The 24,624-nt window shown below is 57.0% G+C and carries 21 protein-coding genes and 1 riboswitch; of the genes, 12 read left to right on the top strand and 9 right to left on the bottom strand.

The features are described 5' to 3' along the window. The first annotated feature begins 138 nt into the window (after positions 1–138). Positions 139–903 carry a DedA family protein gene (locus tag ACMGGP_RS01920; RefSeq protein ID WP_010253821.1) on the top strand — a complete coding sequence of 255 codons (765 nt, stop codon included), beginning with the start codon at positions 139–141 and terminating at the stop codon, positions 901–903. Between the two features lie 5 nt (positions 904–908). Here ACMGGP_RS01920 and thiQ read toward each other — a convergent pair whose 3' ends face one another. From thiQ to sgrR, 4 genes are all read right to left on the bottom strand, one after another. Then, positions 909–1,610 carry a thiamine ABC transporter ATP-binding protein ThiQ gene (gene thiQ, locus ACMGGP_RS01925; protein WP_031594583.1) on the bottom strand — a complete coding sequence of 234 codons (702 nt, stop codon included), beginning with the start codon at positions 1,608–1,610 and terminating at the stop codon, positions 909–911. Beyond that, entirely contained in the window at positions 1,594–3,204 is a 1,611-nt protein-coding gene (gene thiP, locus ACMGGP_RS01930; RefSeq protein ID WP_498798092.1) for a thiamine/thiamine pyrophosphate ABC transporter permease ThiP, read from the bottom strand. Before thiP ends, thiQ begins: the two co-directional genes overlap by 17 nt. After that, positions 3,180–4,166, bottom strand: coding sequence for a thiamine ABC transporter substrate binding subunit (thiB, locus tag ACMGGP_RS01935; RefSeq protein ID WP_010253828.1), 987 nt, complete (start codon positions 4,164–4,166; stop codon positions 3,180–3,182). The genes thiP and thiB overlap by 25 nt, the downstream gene beginning before the upstream one ends. Before the next feature lie 46 nt (positions 4,167–4,212). Beyond that, positions 4,213–4,315, bottom strand: a riboswitch (TPP riboswitch). A gap of 35 nt (positions 4,316–4,350) precedes the next feature. Continuing rightward, on the bottom strand, positions 4,351–6,012 hold the full coding sequence (sgrR, locus tag ACMGGP_RS01940) for an HTH-type transcriptional regulator SgrR (protein WP_187494544.1): 1,662 nt from the start codon (positions 6,010–6,012) through the stop codon (positions 4,351–4,353). A gap of 254 nt (positions 6,013–6,266) precedes the next feature. Between sgrR and ACMGGP_RS01945 the strand changes: the two genes are divergently transcribed. Continuing rightward, positions 6,267–7,445: an MFS transporter gene (locus ACMGGP_RS01945; protein WP_498798093.1), complete on the top strand. Its 1,179-nt coding sequence runs from the start codon at positions 6,267–6,269 to the stop codon at positions 7,443–7,445. 272 nt (positions 7,446–7,717) lie between these two features. Here ACMGGP_RS01945 and leuD read toward each other — a convergent pair whose 3' ends face one another. The 5 genes from leuD to leuL form a co-directional block, all read right to left on the bottom strand. After that, entirely contained in the window at positions 7,718–8,323 is a 606-nt protein-coding gene (gene leuD / locus ACMGGP_RS01950) for a 3-isopropylmalate dehydratase small subunit (protein ID WP_010253835.1), read from the bottom strand. Positions 8,324–8,326: 3 nt separating this feature from the next. Then, the gene (gene leuC, locus ACMGGP_RS01955) at positions 8,327–9,733 is read right to left on the bottom strand and encodes a 3-isopropylmalate dehydratase large subunit (RefSeq protein ID WP_010671818.1); all 1,407 of its coding nucleotides are present in this window, start codon (positions 9,731–9,733) and stop codon (positions 8,327–8,329) included. Between the two features lie 4 nt (positions 9,734–9,737). Beyond that, positions 9,738–10,829 (bottom strand): 3-isopropylmalate dehydrogenase, encoded by a 1,092-nt coding sequence (gene leuB / locus ACMGGP_RS01960; RefSeq protein ID WP_498798094.1) that lies wholly within the window; start codon positions 10,827–10,829, stop codon positions 9,738–9,740. A gap of 2 nt (positions 10,830–10,831) precedes the next feature. Then, a complete protein-coding gene (gene leuA / locus ACMGGP_RS01965; RefSeq protein WP_010253843.1) occupies positions 10,832–12,394 on the bottom strand; it encodes a 2-isopropylmalate synthase in 1,563 nt (520 codons plus the stop codon). Between the two features lie 89 nt (positions 12,395–12,483). Next, complete coding sequence (gene leuL, locus ACMGGP_RS01970) at positions 12,484–12,567, bottom strand: leu operon leader peptide (RefSeq protein ID WP_099257765.1); 84 nt, start codon at positions 12,565–12,567, stop codon at positions 12,484–12,486. A 737-nt stretch (positions 12,568–13,304) separates the two neighbouring features. Between leuL and ilvI the strand changes: the two genes are divergently transcribed. The 10 genes from ilvI (at position 13,305) to mraY (ending at position 24,623) form a co-directional block, all read left to right on the top strand. Beyond that, positions 13,305–15,020 carry an acetolactate synthase 3 large subunit gene (gene ilvI / locus ACMGGP_RS01975; protein ID WP_498798095.1) on the top strand — a complete coding sequence of 572 codons (1,716 nt, stop codon included), beginning with the start codon at positions 13,305–13,307 and terminating at the stop codon, positions 15,018–15,020. A 2-nt stretch (positions 15,021–15,022) separates the two neighbouring features. Beyond that, complete coding sequence (gene ilvN, locus ACMGGP_RS01980; RefSeq protein WP_010253849.1) at positions 15,023–15,514, top strand: acetolactate synthase small subunit; 492 nt, start codon at positions 15,023–15,025, stop codon at positions 15,512–15,514. A 196-nt stretch (positions 15,515–15,710) separates the two neighbouring features. After that, positions 15,711–16,721 (top strand): catabolite repressor/activator, encoded by a 1,011-nt coding sequence (gene cra / locus ACMGGP_RS01985; RefSeq protein WP_010253851.1) that lies wholly within the window; start codon positions 15,711–15,713, stop codon positions 16,719–16,721. A gap of 494 nt (positions 16,722–17,215) precedes the next feature. Then, entirely contained in the window at positions 17,216–17,674 is a 459-nt protein-coding gene (gene mraZ / locus ACMGGP_RS01990) for a division/cell wall cluster transcriptional repressor MraZ (RefSeq protein ID WP_009092149.1), read from the top strand. Positions 17,675–17,676: 2 nt separating this feature from the next. Next, the gene (gene rsmH, locus ACMGGP_RS01995) at positions 17,677–18,618 is read left to right on the top strand and encodes a 16S rRNA (cytosine(1402)-N(4))-methyltransferase RsmH (RefSeq protein WP_010253859.1); all 942 of its coding nucleotides are present in this window, start codon (positions 17,677–17,679) and stop codon (positions 18,616–18,618) included. Continuing rightward, positions 18,615–18,935 carry a cell division protein FtsL gene (gene ftsL, locus ACMGGP_RS02000; protein WP_003854764.1) on the top strand — a complete coding sequence of 107 codons (321 nt, stop codon included), beginning with the start codon at positions 18,615–18,617 and terminating at the stop codon, positions 18,933–18,935. The genes rsmH and ftsL overlap by 4 nt, the downstream gene beginning before the upstream one ends. A gap of 16 nt (positions 18,936–18,951) precedes the next feature. After that, positions 18,952–20,718 (top strand): peptidoglycan glycosyltransferase FtsI, encoded by a 1,767-nt coding sequence (locus ACMGGP_RS02005; RefSeq protein WP_010671821.1) that lies wholly within the window; start codon positions 18,952–18,954, stop codon positions 20,716–20,718. Continuing rightward, the gene (gene murE, locus ACMGGP_RS02010) at positions 20,705–22,192 is read left to right on the top strand and encodes a UDP-N-acetylmuramoyl-L-alanyl-D-glutamate--2,6-diaminopimelate ligase (RefSeq protein WP_346554809.1); all 1,488 of its coding nucleotides are present in this window, start codon (positions 20,705–20,707) and stop codon (positions 22,190–22,192) included. The genes ACMGGP_RS02005 and murE overlap by 14 nt, the downstream gene beginning before the upstream one ends. Next, the gene (gene murF, locus ACMGGP_RS02015) at positions 22,189–23,547 is read left to right on the top strand and encodes a UDP-N-acetylmuramoyl-tripeptide--D-alanyl-D-alanine ligase (RefSeq protein ID WP_498798096.1); all 1,359 of its coding nucleotides are present in this window, start codon (positions 22,189–22,191) and stop codon (positions 23,545–23,547) included. The genes murE and murF overlap by 4 nt, the downstream gene beginning before the upstream one ends. Next, positions 23,541–24,623 (top strand): phospho-N-acetylmuramoyl-pentapeptide-transferase, encoded by a 1,083-nt coding sequence (mraY, locus tag ACMGGP_RS02020; protein WP_003854755.1) that lies wholly within the window; start codon positions 23,541–23,543, stop codon positions 24,621–24,623. Before murF ends, mraY begins: the two co-directional genes overlap by 7 nt. Position 24,624 lies beyond the last annotated feature (1 nt).

The following is a 24,624-nucleotide window of genomic DNA, read 5'->3' on the forward strand; positions in this document are numbered from 1 at the left end:
GAAAACCGCTTCAGTATAACATGGATATTTATACAGTTCCCGCCACCCGCTTTTGTCAACATTGTCCTACAATTCTTGCCTTGACGCTGTGTGGCTGGCTCAGGACAATCCAGCCTTCTGCTTTTACTTAGGATGATTATGGAAGCCTGGATTCAACAACTGATTACGCAGTCCCTGGAGTGGGCGCTGTTTGCCGTTGCGCTGGTGACGTTTCTGGAGTCGCTGGCGCTGGTCGGGCTGTTGCTGCCAGGTACGGTGATGATGGCCAGTCTGGGCGCGCTGGTCGGCAGTGGCGAACTTGGCCTTTATCCGGCCTGGGCGGCGGGCTTTGCGGGCTGCCTGATTGGTGACTGGGTTTCCTACGGCATCGGCTGGAAATTTCAGGGGCCGCTGCACCGCTGGAAGTATCTGCAAAAGTATAAAGGCCTGCTGGATAAAACCGAGCACGCCCTGCATCAGCACAGCATGTTTACGATTCTGGTCGGACGCTTTGTTGGCCCCACGCGTCCGCTGATCCCGCTGGCGGCCGGTATGCTGGAGCTGCCGGTGCGTAAATTCCTGCCGCCAAATATTATCGGCTGCATTCTCTGGCCGCCGCTCTATCTGCTGCCCGGTATTCTGGCGGGTGTGGCGATCGATGTGCCCAAAGCCGCGCAGGGCGGCAGCTTTAAATGGCTGTTACTCGGCGCAGCACTGCTGATCTGGCTGGGTGTCTGGTTATGCTGGCGCTGGTGGCGCAGCGGCAAGAGTCGCGACTGGGCCTCGGCCTGGCTGCCGCCTGAGCGCCTGCGCTGGGCAGGGCCGCTGGGGCTGGTGATTGCCGTCGCGGCTTTCGTCGGCATTCAGTTCCATCCGATGATGCCCATTTTTCGTCATCTGCTGTGGCAGGTTTTCTTCGCCTGAATCGCTTAACGACGCGGGATGCCAAGCACGTCGGCCTCCCGCGTGTCGCCCGACAGTAACTGCCGGGTCTCGCCATCCCAGTAAACCCGGCCATCCACAATCACCACGCTGCGCGGCGCAATCTGCTGGGCATCTTCCAGACTGTGCGACACCATCAGCAGCGTGATGCTGCGCGCTTCACACACTGAACGCACCAGTTGCAGCATCTCTCCACGCAGCGCGGGATCCAGCGCAGAAAAAGGCTCATCCAGCAGCAGCACCGGACGGTCACGCAGCAGACAGCGTGCCAGCGCCACGCGCTGTCGCTGTCCGCCTGACAGCTCGCCCGGCAGCCGCGTCAGCAGATCGCCTAATCCCACCTGATCGGCCAGCGCTGCAAGCTGCTGGCGCTGCCCGGCGCTCAGCTTCAGTCCGGGGTGCAATCCCAGCGCCATGTTCTGCTGCACGCTGAGGTGCGGAAACAGGTTGTTCTCCTGAAACAGCATCGAAACCGGCCGTCTGGCCGGCACGCTGTGGGTGTGCTCCTGGCCGTCAATCATCAGGGTGCCCTGTTTCACCGGCAGGAAACCGGCAATCAGGCTCAGCAGGGTGCTTTTACCGGCCCCGCTGGGGCCGAGGATCGCGATGCGCTCGCCGCGGGTGGCGTTGAGACTAAAGCGCATCGGCAGATGCTGATAAAGGTACGTGAGGTTATTCAGTGTCAGCATGGCGGCCTGGTAATTTTTCCATCAGGGTGAACAGCAACAAACAGAGCAGCAGCAGCAGCAGCGCGGTCACTGCACCGTCAGCACCGCGATAGGCACCGATCTGTTGATAAAGGTAGAACGGCAGGGTGCGGAAATCGGCAGTACCAAACAGCGCCACCACGCCAAAATCACCGATCGACAGCACGCAGGCAAAGGCCAGCGCCTGGGCCAGAGGACGTTTCAGCGCCCGCAGTTCAATCAGCCGCAGCCGGTTCCAGCCGTGGATATCCAGCGAATCACAGAGTCTGCCGTAACGCTCCGCGACGTCACGCATCGGGTTCTCCAGCACTTTCAGCGCATAGGGAATGGCGATCAGCGCATTGGTGAAGATCACCAGCCCGTCCGCCGACGCCGGCAGACCAATGGTGGCGTTAAACAGCAGGAAAAAGCCGGTGGCGAGCACGATGCCTGGCATCGCCAGAATCAGCATGCCGCTGGTGTCGATAAGGGTTGCCGCCGCCGGGCGCTGACGCAGGCGCAGCTCGCGACTGCTCCACAGCAGCATCATGGTCAGCACCACACAGAGCAGACCGGCGCCGGTGGCGATGCGCAGTGAGGTAAACGTCGCCTGCCAGAGTGCAGGCTGCGCCAGCGCGCCGCGCAGTCCGCCGTGCAGACCATCGATGATGACCGCCGCCAGCGGGGGCAGCAGCAGGATCAGCGCCAGCAGGATCAGCAGCGCATCAACCAGCTGCGCCGCGCGCGAATCCTGCGGATCGCGCCAGCCGTTCAGCTGGCTGGTTCCGGCGGGAATGGCCTTGCTGAAGCGCTGGCTGAGCAGCACCAGCGTCACGCAGCAGCCAAGCTGGATCAGCGCCAGCAGTGCAGCGCGCCCCGGATCGTAGTCATAACTCAGCGCCTGGAAAATCGCCAGCTCGATGGTCGTCGCCTGCGGGCCGCCGCCCAGTGAGAGCACGGTAGCAAAGCTGGCAAAACAGAGCATGAAGATCAGCGCGCCGGTCGGCAGCAGCTGACGCCGCAGCCATGGCCACTCCAGCAGACGAAAATGGTGCCAGCCGCGCAGGTCGAGCTGTGCCGCCAGCTGACGCTGTTCCGCCGGAATGCTCTCCAGCGCCTGCAGCATCAGGCGGGTCGCCAGCGGCAGGTTAAAGAAGACGTGCGCCAGCAAAATGCCCGACAGACCGTAGGGAGAGAAGTGGTAATCAATCCCTGCCAGCTGGCACAGCTGCGCCAGCCAGCCGACACGACCATAGACGGTGAACAGACCAAATACCGCCACCAGCACCGGCAGCACCAGGGTCATGGCGCACAGACGCAGCAGCAGCTGACGGCCAGGGAAACGGCGTCGATAGAGCGCGCGCGCCAGCGGCACCGCTGGCAGCAGCGACAACAGCGCGGAGAGCAGCGCCTGACCAAAAGAGAAGGCGATAACGTGATGCAGGTAATCATCCTGCAGCACGCTGCGCCAGTCATTCTCTGGCGCGGCGCTCCAGAGTGCACCGAAGGCCAGCAGCGCCACGCTGATTAACAGCAGCGTGGCGAGCGAACCGGGGATAAGCCAGCGCGGCATCAGCGACTGACGGCGCGTTGCCACTGGCTGATCCAGCCTGAACGCTGGCTGGCAACCTCTTCCGGCGAGAACTGCAGAGCAGTGGCGGGCACAGTGAGTGCGCTAAAACCGGCAGGCAGCGGCGTGTCGATTACCGGGTACATCCAGTTACCGGTGGGAATCGTGCGCTGGAAGTCGGGTGACACCATAAACTTCATAAACTGCTGTGCCAGCGCCGGCTGCTTGCTGCTGGCTAACTGCGCGGCAACTTCAACCTGCAGATAGTGGCCCTCTGCAAACGGCGCGGCGGCATAGTTCTCTTTTTTCTCTTCGATGATGTGGTAAGCCGGTGAGGTGGTGTAGCTCAGCACCAGATCGCCTTCGCCCTTGAGGAACAGGCCATAGGCTTCACTCCAGCCTTTGGTCACCGTCACGGTTTTCTGCGCCAGCTTCTGCCACGCCTGCGGTGCCTGATCGCCATAGACTTTCTGCATCCACAACAGCAGACCTAAGCCGGGGGTGCTGGTTCGGGGATCTTCGTAGATCACCCGCCACTTCTCCGGGCTGTCGACCAGCTCTTTCAGGCTTTTTGGCGGATTCTTCAGCCGGGTTTTGTCATAGACAAACGCGAAGTAGCCATAATCAAACGGCACGAAAGTGGTGTTGTGCCAGCCGCCGGGCAGTTTTAATGTCGAGGAATCGACCTGACTTTCGGCAAACAGACCGGTTTTCTGCGCCGCCTGTACCAGATTGTTATCCAGCCCCAGTACCAGATCGGCTTTGCTGTTTTTCCCTTCCATGCGCACGCGGTTCAGCAGCGACACGCCATCTTCCAGCGTGACGAATTTCAGCTCGCAGTTGCACTGCGCCTCGAAGGCTTTTTTAACCGCCGGGCCAGGGCCCCAGTCAGCGGAGAAGGAGTCGTAGGTGTAGACCGTGAGAACCGGCTTAGCCGCCAGAACGGGGGCGGAGAGTAACAGCAGCACCGGCAGAACTTTGTTTAACACTTTGCGCTCCTTCAGGAGAATAGGGGATGAGTCGCAAAGGATCTGAGCACAGAGGCCTCCCAAATCCCTACGTCGGTATTAACCGAATCAGGTTCGACGGGTATCTCTCAGCTGCTTGCTGGTGGCAGGCGGCACCCCGTTGAGAACGTCACATTCTAGTCATTTCAGCGCCGGGGCGAAAGCCTCACAGCGCGGGTGGCGCGAACCAGGCGGATTTAAAATCAAACCAGCCCAGCGTATTCATCCGAACGCCGCGCATGCTGCGCTGACCTTCAAGCAGCAGCCAGTGGTGAAACAGCGGATGAAGACCCGCTTCTTCGACTAACTGTTTACTCCATTCGGCCAGCGGCAGCGTTTTCTCGCGCCAGCGGGCCGCATCGCTGTGCCAGTCGATCGGCAGACAGTGATGCAGCAACGGGATCTCATAAAGCTGCGCAAACAGAGAGTAATTCAGCGGCAGGGTAAAGTTCACGCTGCCAAGCCAGATATCACTTTCCGCTTCGCCCTGATACCAGCTTTCGTAGCTGATCTCGCGGGTCTCCAGCGTGACGCCATGCTCTGCCAGCAGCGGACGCAGCGCGTTAGCGATGCCTTCATGCTCCACGTGCTGGCTGTACCAGGTCAGCGTCAGGTGGGTTAAGCCGGGCGGTTTTTCCACTGGCGTCAGGTCGCGCCGGTGATGCCAGCGCGGCAGCAGGCCATACGCCGGAAACCAGTAGCGCTGGTAGCCGACACCGGCGTGATTGAGCAGGGCGATAGGATTAAACAGGTAGCTGACCCAGCGCCGGACCGCTTCGTTGCGTCCCTGTTCTGAACGCTGGTCGAACAGCAGATAGTAGCAGCCCTCTTCAAGGCGGCTTTCCTCCTGAATCTCATCGGCTCCGTCGCCCTGCAGGCGGACACCGGCATAGACCAGCTCATCGCTGATGTCGGGCAGTACCCAGATAGAGACATCATCAATCAGGGCGCGAAAACCAAAATAGTCATCAAACGCTTCGATCTTCAGCTGACTCTCCTGATTGCGGATCACCCGGTAAGGACCGGTGCCAACCGGCTGGCGGGCAAAATCGTGCAGCGTCGGCCATTCGCTCGGCAGGATCATCGCACTGACGCTGCCCAGCAGCCAGGGCAACCCTTCATCGGGCTGGCTTAAGCGGATATCCAGCGTCCAGGGCGCGGGCGAGTCGATCTGCTCGATATGGGAAAAGAGCGGATGGGGGCGCTGACGCTCGAGCGTGGCCAGCACATCCTCCATTTCCAGTTCTCTGCCGTGATGAAAGCGAATCGCTGGACGCAGAAAGAAGCGCCAGTGAAGCGGGGAAGTCTGCTGCCAGTGGTGCGCAATATCGGGCTCGATTTCCCCGTTTTCCTCATTTATCCGCGTCAGGCCGTTGAAAATCTGTCGCGCAATGTGGGTTTCGGAGCGCCGCAGCGGCGAACCGGGCAGCAGATTGAGCAGCGGACGATAGTAGAGCACCCGCAGGATATGCTTGCCCTGACGGAAACTGCGCCCCAGATGCGCGGCGATCATCTGCCGTACCTGATTTTTATCGCCCACCAGCTGGACCAGCTGATCGATGCGATCCTGCTCCAGCAAATCCTCGGCACGTTGCTGCTGCAAAGCCAGTCCGGTATAGCAGAAGGTAAGCTGTGAACGCTTGCCGCGCCCGGCTTCCGCCTGCCAGATCAGCCAGCCCGCGGCCTGCATCCGGTTGAGCAGATTGCGCATATGGCGGCGCGAGCAGTGCAGCAGGTCAGCCAGTTCGCTAAGGGTAATCTCCTGCGTTTGCCCCTGACAGCTCTGCCACAGGCGAATGAACTGCTGCTTCAGACGTGATGAGGACATAAAAGAGGAACTCCCGATGAAAAGCGCTCTGTTTTTCTTGCCCTATTTTAAGAGCAAACTTTGCGTTATGGGAAGAGCGGGAGGCATTCAGTTCTGAATGGCGTTCGACCCTGACTTCGCTGTTCAGCGGAGTGCTTTTCTGAGTAGGGTGCATTTACACCGCCAGCAGATGATCTCTGCTGGCTTTTTTCATGTTGCGCGGTATCGTCTACCCTTCTTTTTTCCCCTCTGTTTGTTCTGTAAGGGATTTCGGTATGAAATCGCTGTTAACGCGGCAGCGCCGCATCAATCCGGTTTACCTCGCTTTTATGGTCGCCTCGTTCATGCTGGGCATCGCGGGCGCACTGCAGGCGCCGACGCTCAGCCTGTTTCTGACGCGCGAGGTGCAGGCGCGGCCCTTCTGGGTCGGACTGTTTTTCACCATCAATGCGGTGGCCGGTATCGTGGTGAGCATGCTGGTGGCAAAGCGCTCTGACAGCGTCGGCGATCGTCGTCATATCATTCTCTTTTGCTGCCTGATGGCGCTGGTCAATGCGCTGCTGTTTGCTTTTACCCGCCACTATCTGACCTTGCTGACGCTGGGCGTGCTGCTGTCGGCGCTGGCCAGCGTCTCGATGCCTCAGCTGTTTGCGCTGGCGCGGGAATATGCCGATCAGTCGGCGCGTGAAGCGGTGATGTTCAGTTCGGTGATGCGTGCACAGCTGTCGCTGGCGTGGGTGATTGGGCCGCCGCTCTCCTTCGCGCTGGCGCTGAATTACGGCTTTGTGACGCTATTTATGGTGGCCGCCGCGCTGTTTCTGATCTGTATCCTGCTGGTCTGGTTCACCGTGCCGTCGGTGCCACGTTCGCAGCCCCTTATGCAAAGCGGCGGGCTGCCGCTAAGTGGCTGGCGCGATCGGGATGTGCGTTTACTGTTCCTGGCCTCAGTCGCGATGTGGACCTGCAACACTATGTATATCATCGATATGCCGCTCTATATCAGCACCACGCTGGGCCTGCCCGAGAAGCTGGCCGGTCTGCTGATGGGGACGGCGGCGGGGCTGGAGATCCCGGTGATGCTGCTGGCCGGACATTACGCGCGGCGTATCGGCAAGCGCCGGTTAATGCTGATCGCGGTGGCGGTTGGCGTACTGTTTTATCTGGGGCTGGTGCTGTTCAATTCCCGCACGTCGCTGATGGTGTTGCAGCTGTTTAACGCGGTGTTTGTCGGGATTATTGCTGGCATAGGGATGCTGTGGTTTCAGGATCTGATGCCAGGACGGCCTGGTGCAGCGACCACCATGTTCACCAACTCGATCTCGACCGGCATGATTCTGGCTGGTGTTATTCAGGGCACGCTGAGTGAGCGACTGGGACATGAGGCGGTTTACTGGCTGGCATTCGGGCTGGCTATTGTGGCGCTGGTGATGTCGGCACGAGTGCGCGACGTATAAAGAAGAAGGGCGACCGGATGTCGCCCTCAGAGTGCTGACAAACCCAAACCCGAGTGAATCGGACCGCAGCTGACAAGCTTTACACGCAGGGAACACGGGCAGAGGAGGAAAGCGTCCCGCGCCAGGGACGGCGCGGGCCGAGCGGCCAGGGATGGTTTAAGCGACTTTCCGATCTGACCGTGTTCCCTTCGCAGGCTCGGTCTTACAGCTGGGCCAGAGCAGACGTTGTCAGTAACATCAGGGCGACCCGATGTCGCCCTGCTTTAACTCAATCAGCGCAGGAAGGCGGGCTGATTCTGCTCATACTGCGAAATGGAGGCTTCGTGCTGCAGCGTCAGGCCGATGCTGTCCAGGCCGTTAATCATGCAGTGGCGGCGGAAGCTGTCGAGCTCGAACGAATAGACTTTATCGCCAGCGGTGACCGTCTGCGCTTCCAGGTCTACCGTAAAGCTGATGCCGGGCTGGTCCGCAACCAGTCTGAACAGCTCATCCACTTCCTCTTCGCTTAACTTCACCGGCAGCAGCTGATTGTTGAAGCTGTTGCCATAAAAGATATCCGCGAAGCTCGGCGCAATCACCACGTGAAAACCAAAATCGGTCAGCGCCCAGGGCGCATGCTCACGTGAAGAGCCGCAGCCAAAGTTTTCACGCGCCAGCAGGATGCTGGTGCCTTTGAACTCAGGCTTGTTCAGCACAAAGCCGGGCGTTGGCACGGTGCCCGCGTCATCTTCAAAGCGCCAGTCGTGGAACAGATGCTGTCCAAAACCGGTGCGGGTGACCTTCTGCAAAAACTGCTTGGGAATGATCGCGTCCGTATCGACGTTCGCGGCATCCAGCGGCGCAACAATGCCAGTGTGCTGAGTAAATTTATTCGCCATGACTTAAGCTCCTGTCGTCAGTTCACGGATGTCGGCAAAGTGGCCGGTTACGGCAGCCGCCGCGGCCATTGCCGGGCTGACCAGATGGGTACGTCCACCACGGCCCTGACGGCCTTCAAAGTTACGGTTGCTGGTTGACGCGCAACGCTCACCCGGATTCAGGCGGTCATTGTTCATCGCCAGACACATTGAGCAGCCTGGCAGACGCCATTCAAAGCCCGCTTCAAGGAAGATTTTGTCCAGACCTTCCGCTTCGGCCTGCGCTTTCACCGGGCCGGAACCCGGCACCACCATGGCGACCACGCCAGGCGCGACTTTGCGGCCTTTGGCGATGGCGGCTGCGGCACGCAGATCTTCGATGCGTGAGTTGGTGCAGGAGCCGATAAACACTTTATCAATCGCCACATCAGTCAGTTTGATGCCTGGCTGCAGGTTCATGTAGGCCAGGGCTTTTTCGGCTGAGGCGCGCTCAACCGGATCGGCGAACGAGGCCGGATTTGGTATCACCTGATCAACGGCAATAACCTGACCCGGATTGGTGCCCCAGGTGACCTGCGGTGCAATCTCTTCAGCATGCAGCGTTACCACCGCATCATATTTCGCGCCTTCGTCAGACTTCAGGGTGCGCCAGTAATCAACGGCCTGCTCCCATTTCTCACCCTGCGGCGAGAACTGACGACCTTTCAGATAGTTGAAGGTGGTCTCATCCGGTGCCACCAGGCCCGCTTTCGCACCCATCTCAATCGCCATGTTGCACAGGGTCATACGACCTTCCATGCTCAGCGCCTGAATCGCCGGACCGCAGAATTCGACCACATAGCCGGTTCCGCCTGCGCTGCCGGTTTTGCCGATGATCGCCAGCACGATATCTTTAGCCGTAATGCCGGTTGACGCCTGGCCCAGCACTTCAATCTTCATGGTTTTTGCCCGACCCTGTTTCAGGGTCTGGGTAGCAAACACATGTTCAACTTCAGAGGTGCCGATACCAAAGGCCAGCGAGCCAAACGCACCGTGCGTGGCGGTGTGCGAGTCGCCGCACACAATCGTCATGCCCGGCAGCGTCATGCCCTGCTCAGGACCGATAACGTGGACGATGCCCTGGAACGGATGATTCAGGTCATACAGCTGTACGCCAAACTCAGCGCAGTTCTTCATCAGCTCCTGCATCTGGATACGCGCCATCTCACCCGATGCATTGATATCTTTGGTCTGCGTAGAAACGTTGTGATCCATAGTGGCAAAGGTTTTGCCCGGCTGACGGACTTTACGTCCGTGGGCGCGCAGACCATCAAAGGCCTGGGGCGAGGTCACCTCATGGATCAGATGGCGATCAATGTAGAGTAACGGCGTTTCTTCTGGCGTTTCGTGGACGACATGTGCATCAAATAACTTCTGGTATAAGGTTTTCATTTTTTTATTTTTCCTCGGCGATTAAGCGGGCAATGATGCTGCCCATCTCATCTGTGCTGACCGCTGGGCCATCACCGGCTAAATCTTTGGTGCGATAGCCCTGTTCCAGCGCACGGCTGATGGCGCGTTCGATACTGTCGGCAGCCTCATCGGCATTCAGGCTGTAACGCAGCAGCAGCGACAGCGACAGGATCTGGGCGACCGGGTTGGCAATATTCTGACCGGCGATATCCGGCGCCGAGCCACCCGCGGGTTCGAACAGGCCAAAGCCCGCTTCATTCAGGCTGGCGGAAGGCAGCATCCCCATTGAGCCGGTGATCATGGCGCACTCATCAGAGAGAATGTCACCGAACAGGTTGGAGCAGAGCAGCACGTCAAACTGCGACGGGTCTTTGATCAACTGCATGGTGGCGTTGTCGATATAGATGTGGCTCAGCTGCACGTCCGGGTACTCTTTGGCCACTTCGTTGACGATTTCACGCCACATCACGGAGGTCTGCAGCACGTTGGCTTTATCAACCGAGGTGACTTTGTTACGGCGTTTGCGCGCCGATTCAAACGCGATGCGGGCGATGCGCTCAATTTCGAAACGGTGATAAACCTCGGTATCAAATGCACGCTCTTCCGGGCCGCTGCCTTCACGTCCTTTCGGCTGACCAAAGTAGATGCCGCCGGTCAGTTCACGCACGCACAGAATGTCGAAACCTTTGGCAGCAATGTCGGCGCGCAGCGGGCAAAACGCCTCCAGTCCGCTGTAGAGTGCAGCCGGACGGAGGTTACTGAACAGCTTAAAGTGTTTGCGCAGCGGCAGCAGCGCACCGCGCTCCGGTTGCGATGCCGGCGGTAAGTGTTCCCATTTCGGGCCGCCAACGGAACCAAACAGAATTGCGTCGGCCTGCTCGCAGCCTGCAACCGTTGCGGGTGGCAGGGGTTCACCATGCTGATCGATAGCAATGCCGCCGACCGCATACTCCTGGGTGGTGATCTGCATATCAAAGCGCTGACGAATGGCATCCAGCACTTTCATAGCCTGCGCCATCACTTCCGGGCCGATACCATCACCGGGTAAAACTGCGATATGAGATGAGCTGGACATGGTTATACGGTTTCCTTCTGATCTTTAAATTTGCGCTGCAATTCTTGTTCAACCTGACGGGCACGCCAGATATTGTTCAGAGCGTTGACCATCGCTTTGGCGGAGGACTCCACAATATCGGTCGCCAGACCAATGCCGTGGAACTTGCGGCCGTTGTAGCTCACGACGATATCGACCTGACCCAGCGCATTCTCGCCGTGGCCTTTCGCGGTCAGCTTGTAGTTAACCAGCTCAGCGTCGAACTGGGTGATACGGTTAATCGCCTGGTAGACCGCGTCAACCGGGCCGTTACCGGTGGCTGCATCCGATTTAGCGACATCGCCGCAGCCCAGATTGACAGAGGCGGTGGCGGTGATGCTGGAACCGGTCTGGACGTTAAATTCGTGCAGCTGGAAATGTTCCGGCTCTTCATTCTGCTTGTTGATGAAGGCCAGCGCTTCCAGGTCGTAATCGAAAACCTGACCTTTTTTATCGGCCAGTTTCAGGAAGGCGTCATACAGCGTATCCAGATTGTAATCCTGCTCGGCATAGCCCATCTCTTCCATACGATGTTTTACCGCCGCGCGGCCAGAACGTGAGGTCAGGTTCAGCTGGATTTTGTGTAAGCCGATCGATTCCGGCGTCAGGATTTCATAGTTCTCGCGGTTCTTCAGCACGCCATCCTGATGAATACCCGAGGAGTGAGCGAAGGCGTTAGAGCCGACCACTGCCTTGTTCGCCGGGATCGGCATGTTGCAGATCTGGCTGACCATCTGGCTGGTACGGTAGATTTCCTGATGATTGATATTGGTATGCACGTTCATGATCTGCTGGCGGGTTTTAATCGCCATGATCACCTCTTCCAGCGCACAGTTACCGGCACGTTCACCCAGGCCATTCATCGTTCCTTCCACCTGACGCGCGCCCGCCTGTACGGCAGCCAGGGCGTTGCCCGTTGCCATACCCAGGTCATCGTGGGTGTGAACAGAGATAATTGCTTTGTCGATGTTAGGAACGCGATTCATCAGCTCGCCGATGATGTGGGCATACTCGCCTGGCAGGGTGTAGCCAACGGTGTCCGGGATGTTGATGGTGGTGGCACCGGCGTTAATCGTGGCTTCTACCATCCGGCACAGGTCATCAATCGGGGTACGGCCGCCATCTTCGCAGGAGAACTCAACGTCGCTGGTGTAATTGCGCGCACGCTTCACCATATGCACCGCACGCTCAATCACTTCCGGCAGCGTGCTGCGCAGTTTGGTGGCGATGTGCATCGGTGAGGTAGCGATAAAGGTATGAATACGGAAGGCTTCGGCAACGCGCAGTGATTCGTACGCCGCATCAATATCTTTTTCCACACAGCGTGCCAGACCGCAAACCCGACTGTTTTTAATGGTGCGCGCAATGGTCTGCACAGACTCAAAGTCGCCCGGTGAGGAGACCGGGAAACCGACTTCCATCACATCCACGCCCATGCGCTCCAGCGCTAAAGCAATCTGCAATTTTTCTTTCACACTCAGGCTGGCCTGTAATGCCTGCTCACCGTCGCGCAGAGTGGTATCGAAAATAATGACTTGCTGGCTCATCGTAATCATCCTTATGCTTTTTCTGGCCTGGCAACGAGCATAAAAAAACCCGCGACAGGCGCGGGTTTTTAACTTTCAGCAGGTTTGAATCAGTGTTTGATTCCGCCCACAAGTCTACCGCGCAAGCTGAGTGCGTTTAGTAGTAGACCGAGAAGGCGAACAGAACGAAACATGGATTCAAACCTTATAAAATGTTGTGCTGTACATATTGGTACTGGAATCACTCAGGGATGTCAACCTTCAATGCAGGGGTATTCTTAGTGGTGCCAGAGGAAGATATTCTGTTATTTAACGGTCAGGCAGCGTAATGAACAGCGCCGTAGTGGCTGCGGAGGCAATCGACCCGGGAATGAGCACTGATTCTGCGGGTCTTTGATTTTATTGTGTTGAAAATTAAAGACTTTATCGGGAAGGTGTCTCACGAGGATACAGGATATATCACCTGCTCTTTAGCATAATCGAATGCGTCTCAGCGATTTACTGGTTAATTACGCCAGAAAAGAAAAGTGTCAGGCGATTGTGGGCCAGGGCAGCCGGGTAATAAGTTTTCGTTATTTCTTAGATCACGCTGAAAATAATTTCTTAATCAGCATTTTCCTCTGCGGTTCTGCCGCGTAATTAGTTTAATCCGCGCAGCCAATTCTTATCGGGCAGAGCCTTTACGCCCCTGCCTTTTAATTTACGTGGGTTTGCGGTTTGCCTGCCCGGTTAACTGCGGTTATGGTAATCGACCTACTCTCAGAAAAATAAACTCAACAGATTTCTCTGTAACCGGACAGCGGCAGTTGTTTCCGCTGTCATGCATAAACATAAGATTTTGATTGGCAAAGCAGGCACCGGGGCTATGTGGTACGCGTTAACGGGCGTATTAACAGAGCCGGGTCCGCAAGCCTGGAGGCAGAAGATGGAGATGTTGTCAGGAGCCGAAATGGTCGTCCGTTCGTTAATCGATCAGGGCGTTAAGCAGGTATTCGGTTATCCGGGTGGCGCAGTGTTGGATATCTATGATGCGCTGCAAACCGTCGGGGGTATCGATCACATTCTGGTGCGTCATGAGCAGGGTGCGGTGCACATGGCTGACGGCCTGGCGCGCGCCACCGGTGAAGTCGGCGTGGTGCTCGTCACCTCCGGACCCGGCGCAACCAATGCGATTACCGGTATCGCCACCGCCTATATGGACTCGATTCCGCTGGTGATCCTCTCGGGTCAGGTTCCCTCGTCGCTGATTGGCTATGACGCCTTTCAGGAGTGCGACATGGTCGGCATCTCTCGTCCGGTAGTGAAGCACAGCTTCCTGGTGAAAAGTACCGAAGAGATCCCAACCGTGTTGAAAAAGGCGTTCTGGCTGGCTTCCACCGGACGTCCGGGGCCAGTGGTGATCGATCTGCCGAAAGATATTCTGAATCCGGCAAACAAGTTGCCTTATCACTGGCCGGATACGGTGAGCATGCGCTCCTACAATCCGACTATTCAGGGCCATAAAGGTCAGATTAAGCGTGCGCTGACCACGTTGCTGGCCGCGAAGAAGCCGGTGATCTACGCCGGTGGTGGTGCCATTACCGCAGGCTGCGAAGCGGAACTGTTAAAGCTGGCCGAAAGCCTGAATATTCCGGTGACGACCTCGCTGATGGGCCTGGGCGCGTTCCCTGGCACTCATCGTCAGTGCGTTGGCATGCTCGGTATGCACGGCACGTACGAAGCCAACATGACGATGCACAATACCGACCTGATTTTTGGTATTGGTGTGCGCTTCGATGACCGCACCACCAACAACCTGGCGAAGTATTGTCCCAACGCCACGGTGATGCATATCGATATCGACCCGACCTCTATCTCTAAGACGGTGGCGGCGGATATCCCGATTGTGGGTGATGCGAAGCAGGTGCTGCAGCAGATGCTGGAGTTACTGGCGCAAAGTGAAAGCCAGCGCGCTGAGAGCCTGCACGACTGGTGGCAGGAGATTGAGGGCTGGCGCAGTCGTCACTGCCTGGAATTTGATCGCACCAGCGACAAAATCAAGCCGCAGGCAGTGATTGAAACTATCAGCCGTCTGACCAAAGGCGATGCGTATGTGACGTCGGATGTGGGCCAGCACCAGATGTTTGCTGCGCTCTATTATCCTTTCGACAAACCGCGCCGCTGGATCAACTCCGGCGGTCTGGGCACCATGGGCTTTGGCCTGCCCGCTGCGCTGGGTGTGAAGATGGCGCTGCCGGACGAAACAGTCATCTGCGTAACGGGCGATGGCAGTATCCAGATGAACATTCAGGAGCTTTCCACCGCGCTGCAGTACGATCTGCCGGTGCTGGTGCTGAACCTGAACAACCGGGTGCTGGGCATGGTGAAGCAGTGGCAGGATATGATCTACTCCGGTCGTCACTCCCAGTCTTATATGGAGTCACTGCCTGACTTCGTGCGTCTGGCGGAAGCCTACGGCCACGTCGGGATCGCGATTGAGCACCCGGCTGAGCTGGAAGAGAAGCTGGCGCTGGCGCTGGAAACCCTGGCGAAGGGACGTCTGGTATTTGTGGATGTCACCGTTGACGGTAGCGAGCATGTTTACCCGATGCAGATTCGCGGTGGCAGCATGGATGAGATGTGGTTGAGCAAAACGGAGAGGACATAATTATGCGTCGTATTTTATCAGTTCTGCTGGAGAACGAATCCGGCGCATTATCCCGTGTCGTCGGCCTGTTCTCACAGCGCGGCTATAACATTGAGAGCCTGACAGTGGCACCAACGGATGATCCTACGCTGTCGCGGATGACCATTCAGACGGTGGGCGATCAGAAGGTGCTGGAGCAGATTGAAAAGCAGCTGCACAAGCTGGTAGATGTGCTGCGCGTTACCGAGCTGGGGCAGGGCGCCTATGTTGAGCGCGAAATCATGCTGGTGAAGATTCAGGCGAGCGGTTATGGCCGCGAAGAGGTGAAGCGTAACGCCGAGATCTTCCGCGGTCAGATCATCGACGTGACGCCGACGCTGTACACGGTTCAGCTGGCAGGCACCAGTGACAAACTGGACGCCTTCCTGAATACCGTTCGCGATGTGGCCGAAATTGTTGAAGTGGCACGCTCCGGTATCGTCGGCGTTTCACGCGGCGATCGTATCATGCGTTAATCACGCAGCGTCATCATCAATCCACACCTAACCCGGCGAAATGCCGGGTTTTTTTATTTTTTATGCGCCAGGCGAGTTACATTCAGAAAAGCGGTTGCTCCGCGCACTTTTCTGCTGTTAGATGATAGCCATGAGTTATCCATAGCTTAACTGCGGCTATTTCTGCCGTAAAAGCGGATTTGATGGTGGGGTTATCGTGAAACTGGATGAAATTGCGCGTTTGGCAGGCGTGTCGCGCACCACGGCCAGTTATGTGATCAATGGCAAAGCGCGGCAGTATCGTGTCAGCGACAAAACCGTTGAGAAAGTCATGGCGGTGGTACGTGAGCATAATTATCACCCTAATGCGGTGGCTGCCGGGCTGCGCGCCGGGCGTACGCGCTCTATTGGGTTAGTGATCCCCGATCTGGAAAATACCAGTTATACCCGTATTGCGAACTATCTTGAGCGGCAGGCCCGTCAGCGCGGCTATCAGCTGCTGATCGCCTGTTCTGAAGATCAGCCCGATAACGAGATGCGCTGCATTGAGCATCTGTTACAGCGCCAGGTCGATGCGATCATCGTCTCTACCTCGTTACCGCCAGAGCATCCCTTTTATCAGCGCTGGATCAACGATCCCCTGCCGATTATTGCGTTAGATCGCGCCCTGGATCGTGAACATTTCACCAGCGTAGTCGGTGCCGATCAGGACGATGCCCATATGCTGGCGGCTGAACTGCGTCAGCTTGAGGTCAAAAATGTGCTGTTCCTCGGTGCGTTACCCGAGCTGTCGGTAAGTTTCCTGCGCGAGCTGGGGTTCCGCGATGCATGGAAAGACGATCCCCGGCCGATTGACTATATCTACTGCAATAGCTTCGAACGCACAGCCGCCGCGGCACTGTTTGAACAATACCTTGAAGATCACCCGATGCCGGAGGCGCTTTTTACCACCTCATTTGGTCTGCTGCAGGGTGTGATGGATGTGACGCTGAAACGAGACGGACGGCTTCCGACCGAGCTGGCCATCGCCACCTTTGGCGACCACGAATTACTGGACTTTCTTGAGTGTCCGGTGCTGGCGGTGGGTCAGCGTCATCGCGACGTGGCAGAGCGCGTGCTGGAATTAGTTTTAGCCTCGCTGGATGAACCCAGAAAACCAAAACCCGGGTTAACCCGCATTCGCCGTAATTTATACCGTCGCGGACAATTAAGCCGAAAAGTTAAATGAGTCACGGGCAGTATTACGCTGCCCGCCCATTTTATTTAACGATTTAACTGATTAAATAAACAGGTCGACGTAAAAAAGCGTAAATTCTGCTCATCAAATCTAACAAAGCAGAAAGGGTTATTTTTATTATCTGCTTACAACTTCAACAAACTTACTTTCCCGTCTGGCCTGAAGCCGCTGGGCTTCCTTTCGGAAATCCCCTAAAATGCCGCCGCTGTCTCAGAAACCACGATTAATATTTAGCCCTTTACATTGTTTCATTTTTAGTCGTTTTTTCCCGGGTCGTTTTTTTTATTCAGGTATTCATCGGCTTAATTTTTACTTTCCCCTTTTATTCGTTTATATCGTCGCCAGAGATTAATTCTTCACTCTGTAAATAGTGATATTCACCTGCCGCTCCGGCTTGACAAGGATTTCATGGGATCCTTAAACTCGTTTCGTGGTAAAAAGTGGGATAAAGTGGCGTAAATGGGTGATGAGGAGAAGAGACTGGCATGTTCCGCGGAGCAACGTTAGTCAATCTCGACAGCAAAGGGCGGCTCGCCGTACCCACGCGATATCGCGATTTGCTGATTGGGGAGTCTCAGGGGCAGATGGTCTGTACCATCGACCTCCACCAGCCATGCCTGTTGCTTTATACCCTGCCCGAATGGGAAATCATTGAAAAAAAGCTGGCACGCCTTTCAAGTATGAATCCACTTGAGCGCCGCGTGCAGCGTTTGCTGCTGGGGCATGCCAGTGAATGTCAGATGGATAATGCAGGCCGCCTGCTGCTGGCGAATACGCTTCGGCAGCACGCAAAATTAACCAAAGAAGTGATGCTGGTTGGACAGTTCAATAAATTTGAGCTGTGGGATGAACAGACCTGGTATCAACAAGTCAGGGACGATATTGACGCAGAACAGTCGGCTCAGGAGCCTTTATCTGAGCGGTTGCAGGACTTGTCGCTATAGCTATGCAGGAAAATTTCAAACATACCACCGTGCTGTTGGATGAGGCGGTTAACGGCCTCAATATCAGGGAAGACGGTATTTACATCGACGGCACTTTTGGTCGTGGTGGCCATTCACGCCTGATTCTTTCGCAGCTGGGAGAGAAGGGAAAGCTGATCGCCATCGATCGTGATCCGCAAGCTATCGCCGCTGCCGCAGAGATCACCGACCCGCGTTTTTCAATTATTCATGGCCCTTTTTCCGCGCTGGCAGAGTATGTCTCTGAACGGGATCTGGTCGGAAAGATTGACGGCATTTTGCTGGACCTGGGGGTTTCATCACCGCAGCTGGATGACGCCGAACGTGGCTTCTCCTTTATGCGTGACGGACCGCTGGATATGCGAATGGACCCGTCGCGCGGGCACTCCGCCGCAGAATGGTTGCTGCACGCAGAAGAGGCGGATATCGCGTTTGTCCTGAAGACCTACGGTGAAGAGCGATTCGCCAAACGCATCGCCCGGGCCATTGTCGAGCGTAATCGTGAACAGCCGATGACCCGGACCCGGGAACTGGCTGAGGTGATCTCAATTGCCATGCCGGTAAAAGATAAGTTTAAGCATCCGGCCACGCGCAGCTTCCAGGCGATTCGTATCTGGATTAACAGCGAACTGGAAGAGATCGACATTGCCCTGAAAGGCGCTGTTGAAGTGCTGGCTCCGCAGGGTCGTCTCTCTGTTATCAGCTTCCATTCACTGGAAGATCGGCTGGTGAAGCGCTTTATGCGCGATCAGAGTCGCGGGCCGCAGGTGCCGCCTGGGATTCCCATGACTGAACATCAGCTGCGTGCCCTGGGTGGGCGTGAACTGAAGTTGCTCGGCAAAATGTCGCCGGGTGACGCTGAAGTCTCTGAAAACCCACGTGCGCGCAGCTCGGTATTACGTATCGCGGAGAAAACCGACGCATGATCGGTAATGAGCGTCACAGTCTGCCTGCCGTCATCGGCGGGGATCTGCTGCGAAAAGGCAAGATTCCGGTGCTGTTGCTGATCGCTGTGGTGGTTTCTGCCGTGCTGGTGGTGACTACCACCCATAAAACACGACTGTTAACCGCGCAGCGCGAACAGCTGGTGCTGGAGCGTGACGCACTCGATATCGAGTGGCGCAACCTGATCCTGGAAGAGAATGCACTGGGCGATCACAGCCGTGTTGAACGCATCGCCACCGAGAAGCTGCAACTGCAGCACGTTGATCCTTCACAAGAAAATATCGTGGTGCAGAAATAAGGACCTCAGATAGCGAATGAGCGGCACAGGCAGAACGCTGAAATTGAAGAAACCGGAAGATAAAGCCAGCTTTGTAAGCTGGCGTTTTGCGTTGCTGTGCGGCTGTATTTTACTGGCGCTGGGTGGATTGCTGTCACGTGTGGCCTGGCTGCAGGTGATCAATCCTGGCAAGCTGGTAAAAGAGGGCGATCTGCGCTCGCTGCGTGTTCAGGCGGTGCCCACCTCACGCGGCATGATCAGCGATCGCGCCGGACGCCCGCTGGCAGTCAGCGTGCCGGTCAACGCTATCTGGGCCGATCCCAAAGAGCTGCACGCCGGTGGCGGCGTGACGCTGGACAGCCGCTGGAAGGCGCTTTCCGATGCGCTCTCTATTCCCCTTGATCAGCTGGCCGCCCGCGTGAATGCCAATCCCAAAGGCCGCTTTGTCTATCTGGCGCGCCAGGTCAATCCGGCTATCGGCGACTACGTTAAAAAACTCAAACTTCCCGGTATTCATCTGCGCGAAGAGTCGCGCCGTTACTATCCTGCCGGGCAGGTCACCTCCCATCTCATTGGCTTTACCAACATCGACGGGCAGGGCATTGAAGGCATCGAGAAGAGCTTTGATAAGTGGCTGACCGGTGCACCCGGCGAGCGGACGGTGCGCAAAGATCGGTATGGTCGGGTCATCGAGGATATCTCTTCGGTGGACAGCCGGGCCGCTCATAACCTGACGCTGAGCATTGATGAGCGGTTACAGGCGCTGGTTTACCGTGAACTGAATAACGCCGTTGCCTTTAACAAAGCGGAATCGGGTACGGCGGTGCTGGTGGATGTCAATACCGGTGAAGTGCTGGCGATGGCCAACAGCCCGGCTTACAACCCGAACAATCTCGGCAATACGCCAAAAGATCTGATGCGTAACCGCGCCATCACCGACATTTTCGAACCTGGCTCTACCGTGAAGCCGATGGTGGTGATGACGGCGCTGCAGCGTGGTGTGGTGAGAGAGAACAGCGTCCTGAATACCGTGCCGTACCGCGTCAATGGTCATGAGATCAAAGATGTGGCGCGCTACAACGAATTGACCCTGACAGGGGTTTTACAGAAGTCGAGTAACGTCGGTGTTTCACGTCTGGCGTTAGCGATGCCTTCCTCAGCGCTGGTAGAAACTTACGCGCGCTTTGGACTGGGCAAACCGACCAATTTGGGGCTGGTCGGGGAAAGCAGTGGCTTATACCCTAAAAAACAACGGTGGTCTGACATAGAGAGGGCCACCTTCTCTTTCGGCTACGGGCTAATGGTAACGCCGTTACAGTTAGCGCGAGTCTACGCAACGATTGGCAGCTATGGCATTAATCGCCCGCTGTCGATCACCAAAGTGGATCCGCCCGTCGCGGGACAACGCGTTTTCGATGAGTCACTGGTGAAAACCGTGATGCACATGATGGAAAGCGTGGCGCTGCCCGGTGGCGGGGGCGTCAAAGCGGCAATCAAGGGTTATCGCATTGCGATAAAAACCGGTACGGCGAAAAAGGTCGGGCCGGACGGACGCTACGTCAATAAATACATTGCCTACACCGCAGGCGTCGCGCCTGCCAGTCATCCCCGATTCGCGCTGGTGGTGGTGATCAACGATCCCCAGGCCGGCAAGTATTACGGCGGTGCGGTCTCCGCTCCGGTATTTGGAGCCATCATGGGTGGCGTACTGCGTACCATGAACATCGAGCCGGACGCGTTACCGACCAATGACAAGAATGAGCTGGTGACTAACAGAAGTGAGGAATCAAGTGACAGATCGTAACCTGCGCGATTTACTCGGCCCCTGGGTGCCAGGCGCGCCGGCGCGCCCACTGCGTGACATGACCCTGGATAGCCGCATTGCGGCTTCTGGCGATCTGTTTGTCGCTGTTGCAGGCCATCAGGTTGATGGACGCCGTTTCATTCCGCAGGCAATTGCGCAGGGCGTTGCCGCTGTGGTGGCGGAAGCTGAGGGTGAAGCGGTCGACGGCGAAATCCGTGAAATGCACGGCGTACCGGTTATCTATCTGGCGCAGCTGCATCAGCGCCTTTCGGCCCTGGCAGGCCGTTTTTATCAGCAGCCGGGCGAAAAACAGAAGCTGATTGGCGTCACCGGCACCAACGGTAAAACCACCACCACCCAGCTGCTGGCGCAGTGGGCGACGCTACTGGGTGAGACCAGCGCGGTGATGGGCACCGTCGGTAATGGGCTGGTAGGTCATTTAGCGGCGGCAGAAAATACCACGGGTTCAGCGGTTGATGTTCAGCATCTGCTGCACGATCTGGCTGAAAAAGGGGCGACCCTGACCGCAATGGAAATCTCGTCACACGGACTGGTTCAGCATCGCGTCGCTGCGCTGCCGTTTGCCGCGGCGGTCTTCACCAATCTCAGTCGCGATCACCTCGATTACCACGGTGATATGCAGAGCTATGAGTCAGCTAAATGGCTGCTCTTTTCTGAGCATCAGGTCGGGCAGGCGATTCTTAACGCGGATGACGAAGTCGGCCGTCGCTGGCTGGCGCGCTTACCTGATGCCGTTGCGGTCACCATGGAGGATAACCTCCAGCCGGGCTGCCACGGGCGCTGGCTTAAAGCCGATGCGGTGGATTACCACGATAACGGCGCACATATTCGTTTCAGCTCCCGCTGGGGCAACGGCGAAATCGACAGTCCGCTGATGGGTGCCTTCAACGTCAGCAATCTGATGCTGGCGCTGGCGACGCTGCTGTCACTGGATTATCCGCTGGCGACGCTAATCAGCGTTGCACCGCAGTTGCAGCCGGTCAACGGGCGTATGGAAGTGTTCAGCGCCGCAGGAAAACCGACGGTTGTCGTGGATTATGCCCACACCCCGGATGCGCTGGAAAAAGCGCTGGAAGCGGCACGTCTGCACTGCAAAGGAAAACTCTGGTGCCTGTTTGGCTGCGGCGGTGACCGTGACAAAGGCAAACGCCCGTTAATGGGCGCGATTGCTGAGCAATATGCGGATGTGGTGGTGATTACGGATGACAATCCGCGCAGCGAAGATCCGCAGGCGATTGTAAAAGATATTCTGACCGGTTTGCTGGACCCAGGCCGCGCCCGCGTGGTCTCTGGTCGTGCGCAGGCGGTCACTAACACTATTATGCAGGCGCAGCCCGACGATATCGTGCTGGTGGCTGGCAAAGGCCATGAAGATTATCAGATCATCGGCAATCGCCGTCTCGACTACTCCGATCGTGCCACCGTTGCGGCACTGCTGGGAGGCGTTGCATGATTCCGGTTTCATTAAAAACCCTGGCGGAGATCACCGGCGGCACGCTGCATGGCAGCGATTTAACGCTGAGTGACGTGACCACCGATACCCGCAAAGTCACGGCGGGCAGCCTGTTTGTTGCGCTGGTGGGCGAACGCTTTGATGCGCACGACTTTGCCGGCGATGCCATTGCGAATGGCGCACAGGCGCTGCTGGTAAGTAAGCATTTACCTGTCGCTGTGCCACAGGTGGTGGTTGAAGATACCCGTCTCGCCTTTGGCAGGCTGGGCGCATGGGTTCGTCAGCAGTCGAACGCCCGTGTAGTGGCGCTGACCGGCTCCTCCGGCAAAACCTCGGTTAAAGAGATGACGGCGGCGATTCTGCGTGAGTGTGGCGAAACGCTCTACACCGCAGGCAATCTTAACAACGATTATGGCGTACCGATGACGCTGCTGCGGCTGACCGCAGAACATCAGTATGCGGTCATCGAACTCGGTGCGAATCATCAGGGCGAAATCGCTTACACCACCGATTTGGTTCAACCGGAAAGCGCGCTGGTGAATAACCTGGCCGCGGCGCATCTGGAAGGTTTTGGTTCGCTGGCCGGTGTCGCTAAAGCCAAGGGCGAGATCTTCCAGGGCTTACCGGCTCACGGCATTGCGATTCTGAACGCAGAGAGCAATGACTGGCCCAACTGGCAGAGCACGCTGCAGGATAAAACCGTGTGGCGTTTCTCACCGCAGACGGCAGAGTGTGAATTCTCCGCCCGTGATATCCGCATTGCTCAGGATGGTACTCATTTTGTGATGATAACGCCGCGTGGCGAAGCTGAGATCGTGCTGCCATTGCCGGGTCGGCATAACATCGCCAACGCCCTGGCGGCGGCGGCACTGGCTCTGTCAGTGGATGCACCGCTTAGCGCCGTTCAGCAGGGGCTGAAAAACCTGCAGTCGGTGCCAGGTCGCTTGTTCCCGGTTCGCCTCTCTGCGCATCAGCTGCTGCTGGATGACAGCTACAACGCTAACGTCGGTTCGATGACAGCAGCTGTTCAGGTCCTGTCAGAGATGCCAGGTTACCGGGTGCTGGTCACGGGTGATATGGCGGAACTGGGTGAAGAGACCGAAAGTTGTCACCGCGAAGTGGGGCAAGCGGCACGTGATGCAGGCATTGATCGCGTGCTGAGCACCGGAAAATTCAGCCATTTCATCAGTGAAAGCAATGAAGTTGGCGAACATTTCAGCGATAAGACTGCGCTGACTGAACGTTTGCGTCAATTGTTGTCCGAACACTCAGAAATTACCGTCCTGATAAAAGGTTCACGTAGTGCCGCCATGGAGCAGGTAGTACAGAGCTTAAAGGAGAAAGGAACATGTTAGTTTGGCTGGCCGAGCATCTGGTCGCTTTTTATTCGGGATTTAACGTCTTTTCCTATCTGACGTTTCGCGCCATTGTCAGCCTGCTGACCGCGTTATTCATCTCTCTCTGGATGGGGCCGCGCCTGATCGCCTGGCTGCAGAAATTACAGATTGGCCAGGTCGTCCGTAACGATGGCCCGGAATCGCATTTCAGTAAGCGCGGCACGCCGACCATGGGCGGCATCATGATTCTGACCTCCATCACCATTTCGGTGCTGATGTGGGCATATCCGTCGAATCCTTATGTCTGGTGCGTGCTGTTCGTGTTAATCGGCTTTGGCATCATCGGCTTTGTCGATGACTACCGCAAAGTGGTACGCAAAGACACCAAAGGCCTGATCGCCCGCTGGAAATATTTCTGGATGTCGGTGATTTCGCTGGGCGTCGCGTTCGGGCTCTATGCGGCGGGTAAAGATACCCCCGCGACCCAACTGGTCGTGCCCTTTTTCAAAGACATCATGCCGCAGCTAGGTCTGTTTTATGTGCTGCTGGCTTACTTTGTGATTGTCGGAACGGGTAATGCGGTCAATCTGACCGATGGCCTGGATGGGCTGGCGATTATGCCAACCGTCTTTGTCGCCGCGGGCTTTGCGCTGGTTGCCTGGGCCACCGGTAACGTGAAGTTTGCTGAATATCTGCATATTCCCTATCTGCGTCACGCCGGTGAGCTGGTGATTGTCTGTACCGCCATTGTCGGGGCAGGGCTGGGCTTCCTGTGGTTCAACACCTATCCGGCTCAGGTCTTTATGGGCGACGTGGGTTCGCTGGCACTGGGCGGCGCGCTGGGCACCATTGCGGTGTTGCTGCGTCAGGAATTTTTACTGGTGATCATGGGTGGCGTGTTTGTGGTTGAAACGCTGTCGGTGATCCTGCAGGTGGGATCGTTTAAGTTGCGCGGCCAGCGTATTTTCCGCATGGCGCCGATCCATCACCACTATGAACTTAAGGGCTGGCCGGAACCGCGCGTCATTGTGCGCTTCTGGATTATTTCGCTAATGCTGGTGCTGATTGGCCTGGCCACGCTGAAGGTGCGTTAAT

The sequence above is a fragment of the Curtobacterium sp. BNK-1 genome (assembly GCF_048685235.1).
GTDB lineage: Bacteria > Pseudomonadota > Gammaproteobacteria > Enterobacterales > Enterobacteriaceae > Pantoea > Pantoea agglomerans.

Excerpts from the sequence above, each read along its gene's own strand:
- leuD (WP_010253835.1), bottom strand. The coding sequence starts at position 8,323 with ATGGCGAATAAATTTACTCAGCACACTGGCATTGTTGCGCCGCTGGAT.
- thiQ (WP_031594583.1), bottom strand. The coding sequence starts at position 1,610 with ATGCTGACACTGAATAACCTCACGTACCTTTATCAGCATCTGCCGATG.
- ftsL (WP_003854764.1), top strand. The coding sequence starts at position 18,615 with ATGATCGGTAATGAGCGTCACAGTCTGCCTGCCGTCATCGGCGGGGAT.
- rsmH (WP_010253859.1), top strand. The coding sequence starts at position 17,677 with ATGCAGGAAAATTTCAAACATACCACCGTGCTGTTGGATGAGGCGGTT.
- leuA (WP_010253843.1), bottom strand. The coding sequence starts at position 12,394 with ATGAGCCAGCAAGTCATTATTTTCGATACCACTCTGCGCGACGGTGAG.
- sgrR (WP_187494544.1), bottom strand. The coding sequence starts at position 6,012 with ATGTCCTCATCACGTCTGAAGCAGCAGTTCATTCGCCTGTGGCAGAGC.
- ACMGGP_RS02005 (WP_010671821.1), top strand. The coding sequence starts at position 18,952 with ATGAGCGGCACAGGCAGAACGCTGAAATTGAAGAAACCGGAAGATAAA.
- ilvN (WP_010253849.1), top strand. The coding sequence starts at position 15,023 with ATGCGTCGTATTTTATCAGTTCTGCTGGAGAACGAATCCGGCGCATTA.
- mraZ (WP_009092149.1), top strand. The coding sequence starts at position 17,216 with ATGTTCCGCGGAGCAACGTTAGTCAATCTCGACAGCAAAGGGCGGCTC.
- ilvI (WP_498798095.1), top strand. The coding sequence starts at position 13,305 with ATGTTGTCAGGAGCCGAAATGGTCGTCCGTTCGTTAATCGATCAGGGC.
- leuC (WP_010671818.1), bottom strand. The coding sequence starts at position 9,733 with ATGAAAACCTTATACCAGAAGTTATTTGATGCACATGTCGTCCACGAA.
- ACMGGP_RS01920 (WP_010253821.1), top strand. The coding sequence starts at position 139 with ATGGAAGCCTGGATTCAACAACTGATTACGCAGTCCCTGGAGTGGGCG.
- mraY (WP_003854755.1), top strand. The coding sequence starts at position 23,541 with ATGTTAGTTTGGCTGGCCGAGCATCTGGTCGCTTTTTATTCGGGATTT.
- leuB (WP_498798094.1), bottom strand. The coding sequence starts at position 10,829 with ATGTCCAGCTCATCTCATATCGCAGTTTTACCCGGTGATGGTATCGGC.
- leuL (WP_099257765.1), bottom strand. The coding sequence starts at position 12,567 with ATGTTTCGTTCTGTTCGCCTTCTCGGTCTACTACTAAACGCACTCAGC.
- murF (WP_498798096.1), top strand. The coding sequence starts at position 22,189 with ATGATTCCGGTTTCATTAAAAACCCTGGCGGAGATCACCGGCGGCACG.
- ACMGGP_RS01945 (WP_498798093.1), top strand. The coding sequence starts at position 6,267 with ATGAAATCGCTGTTAACGCGGCAGCGCCGCATCAATCCGGTTTACCTC.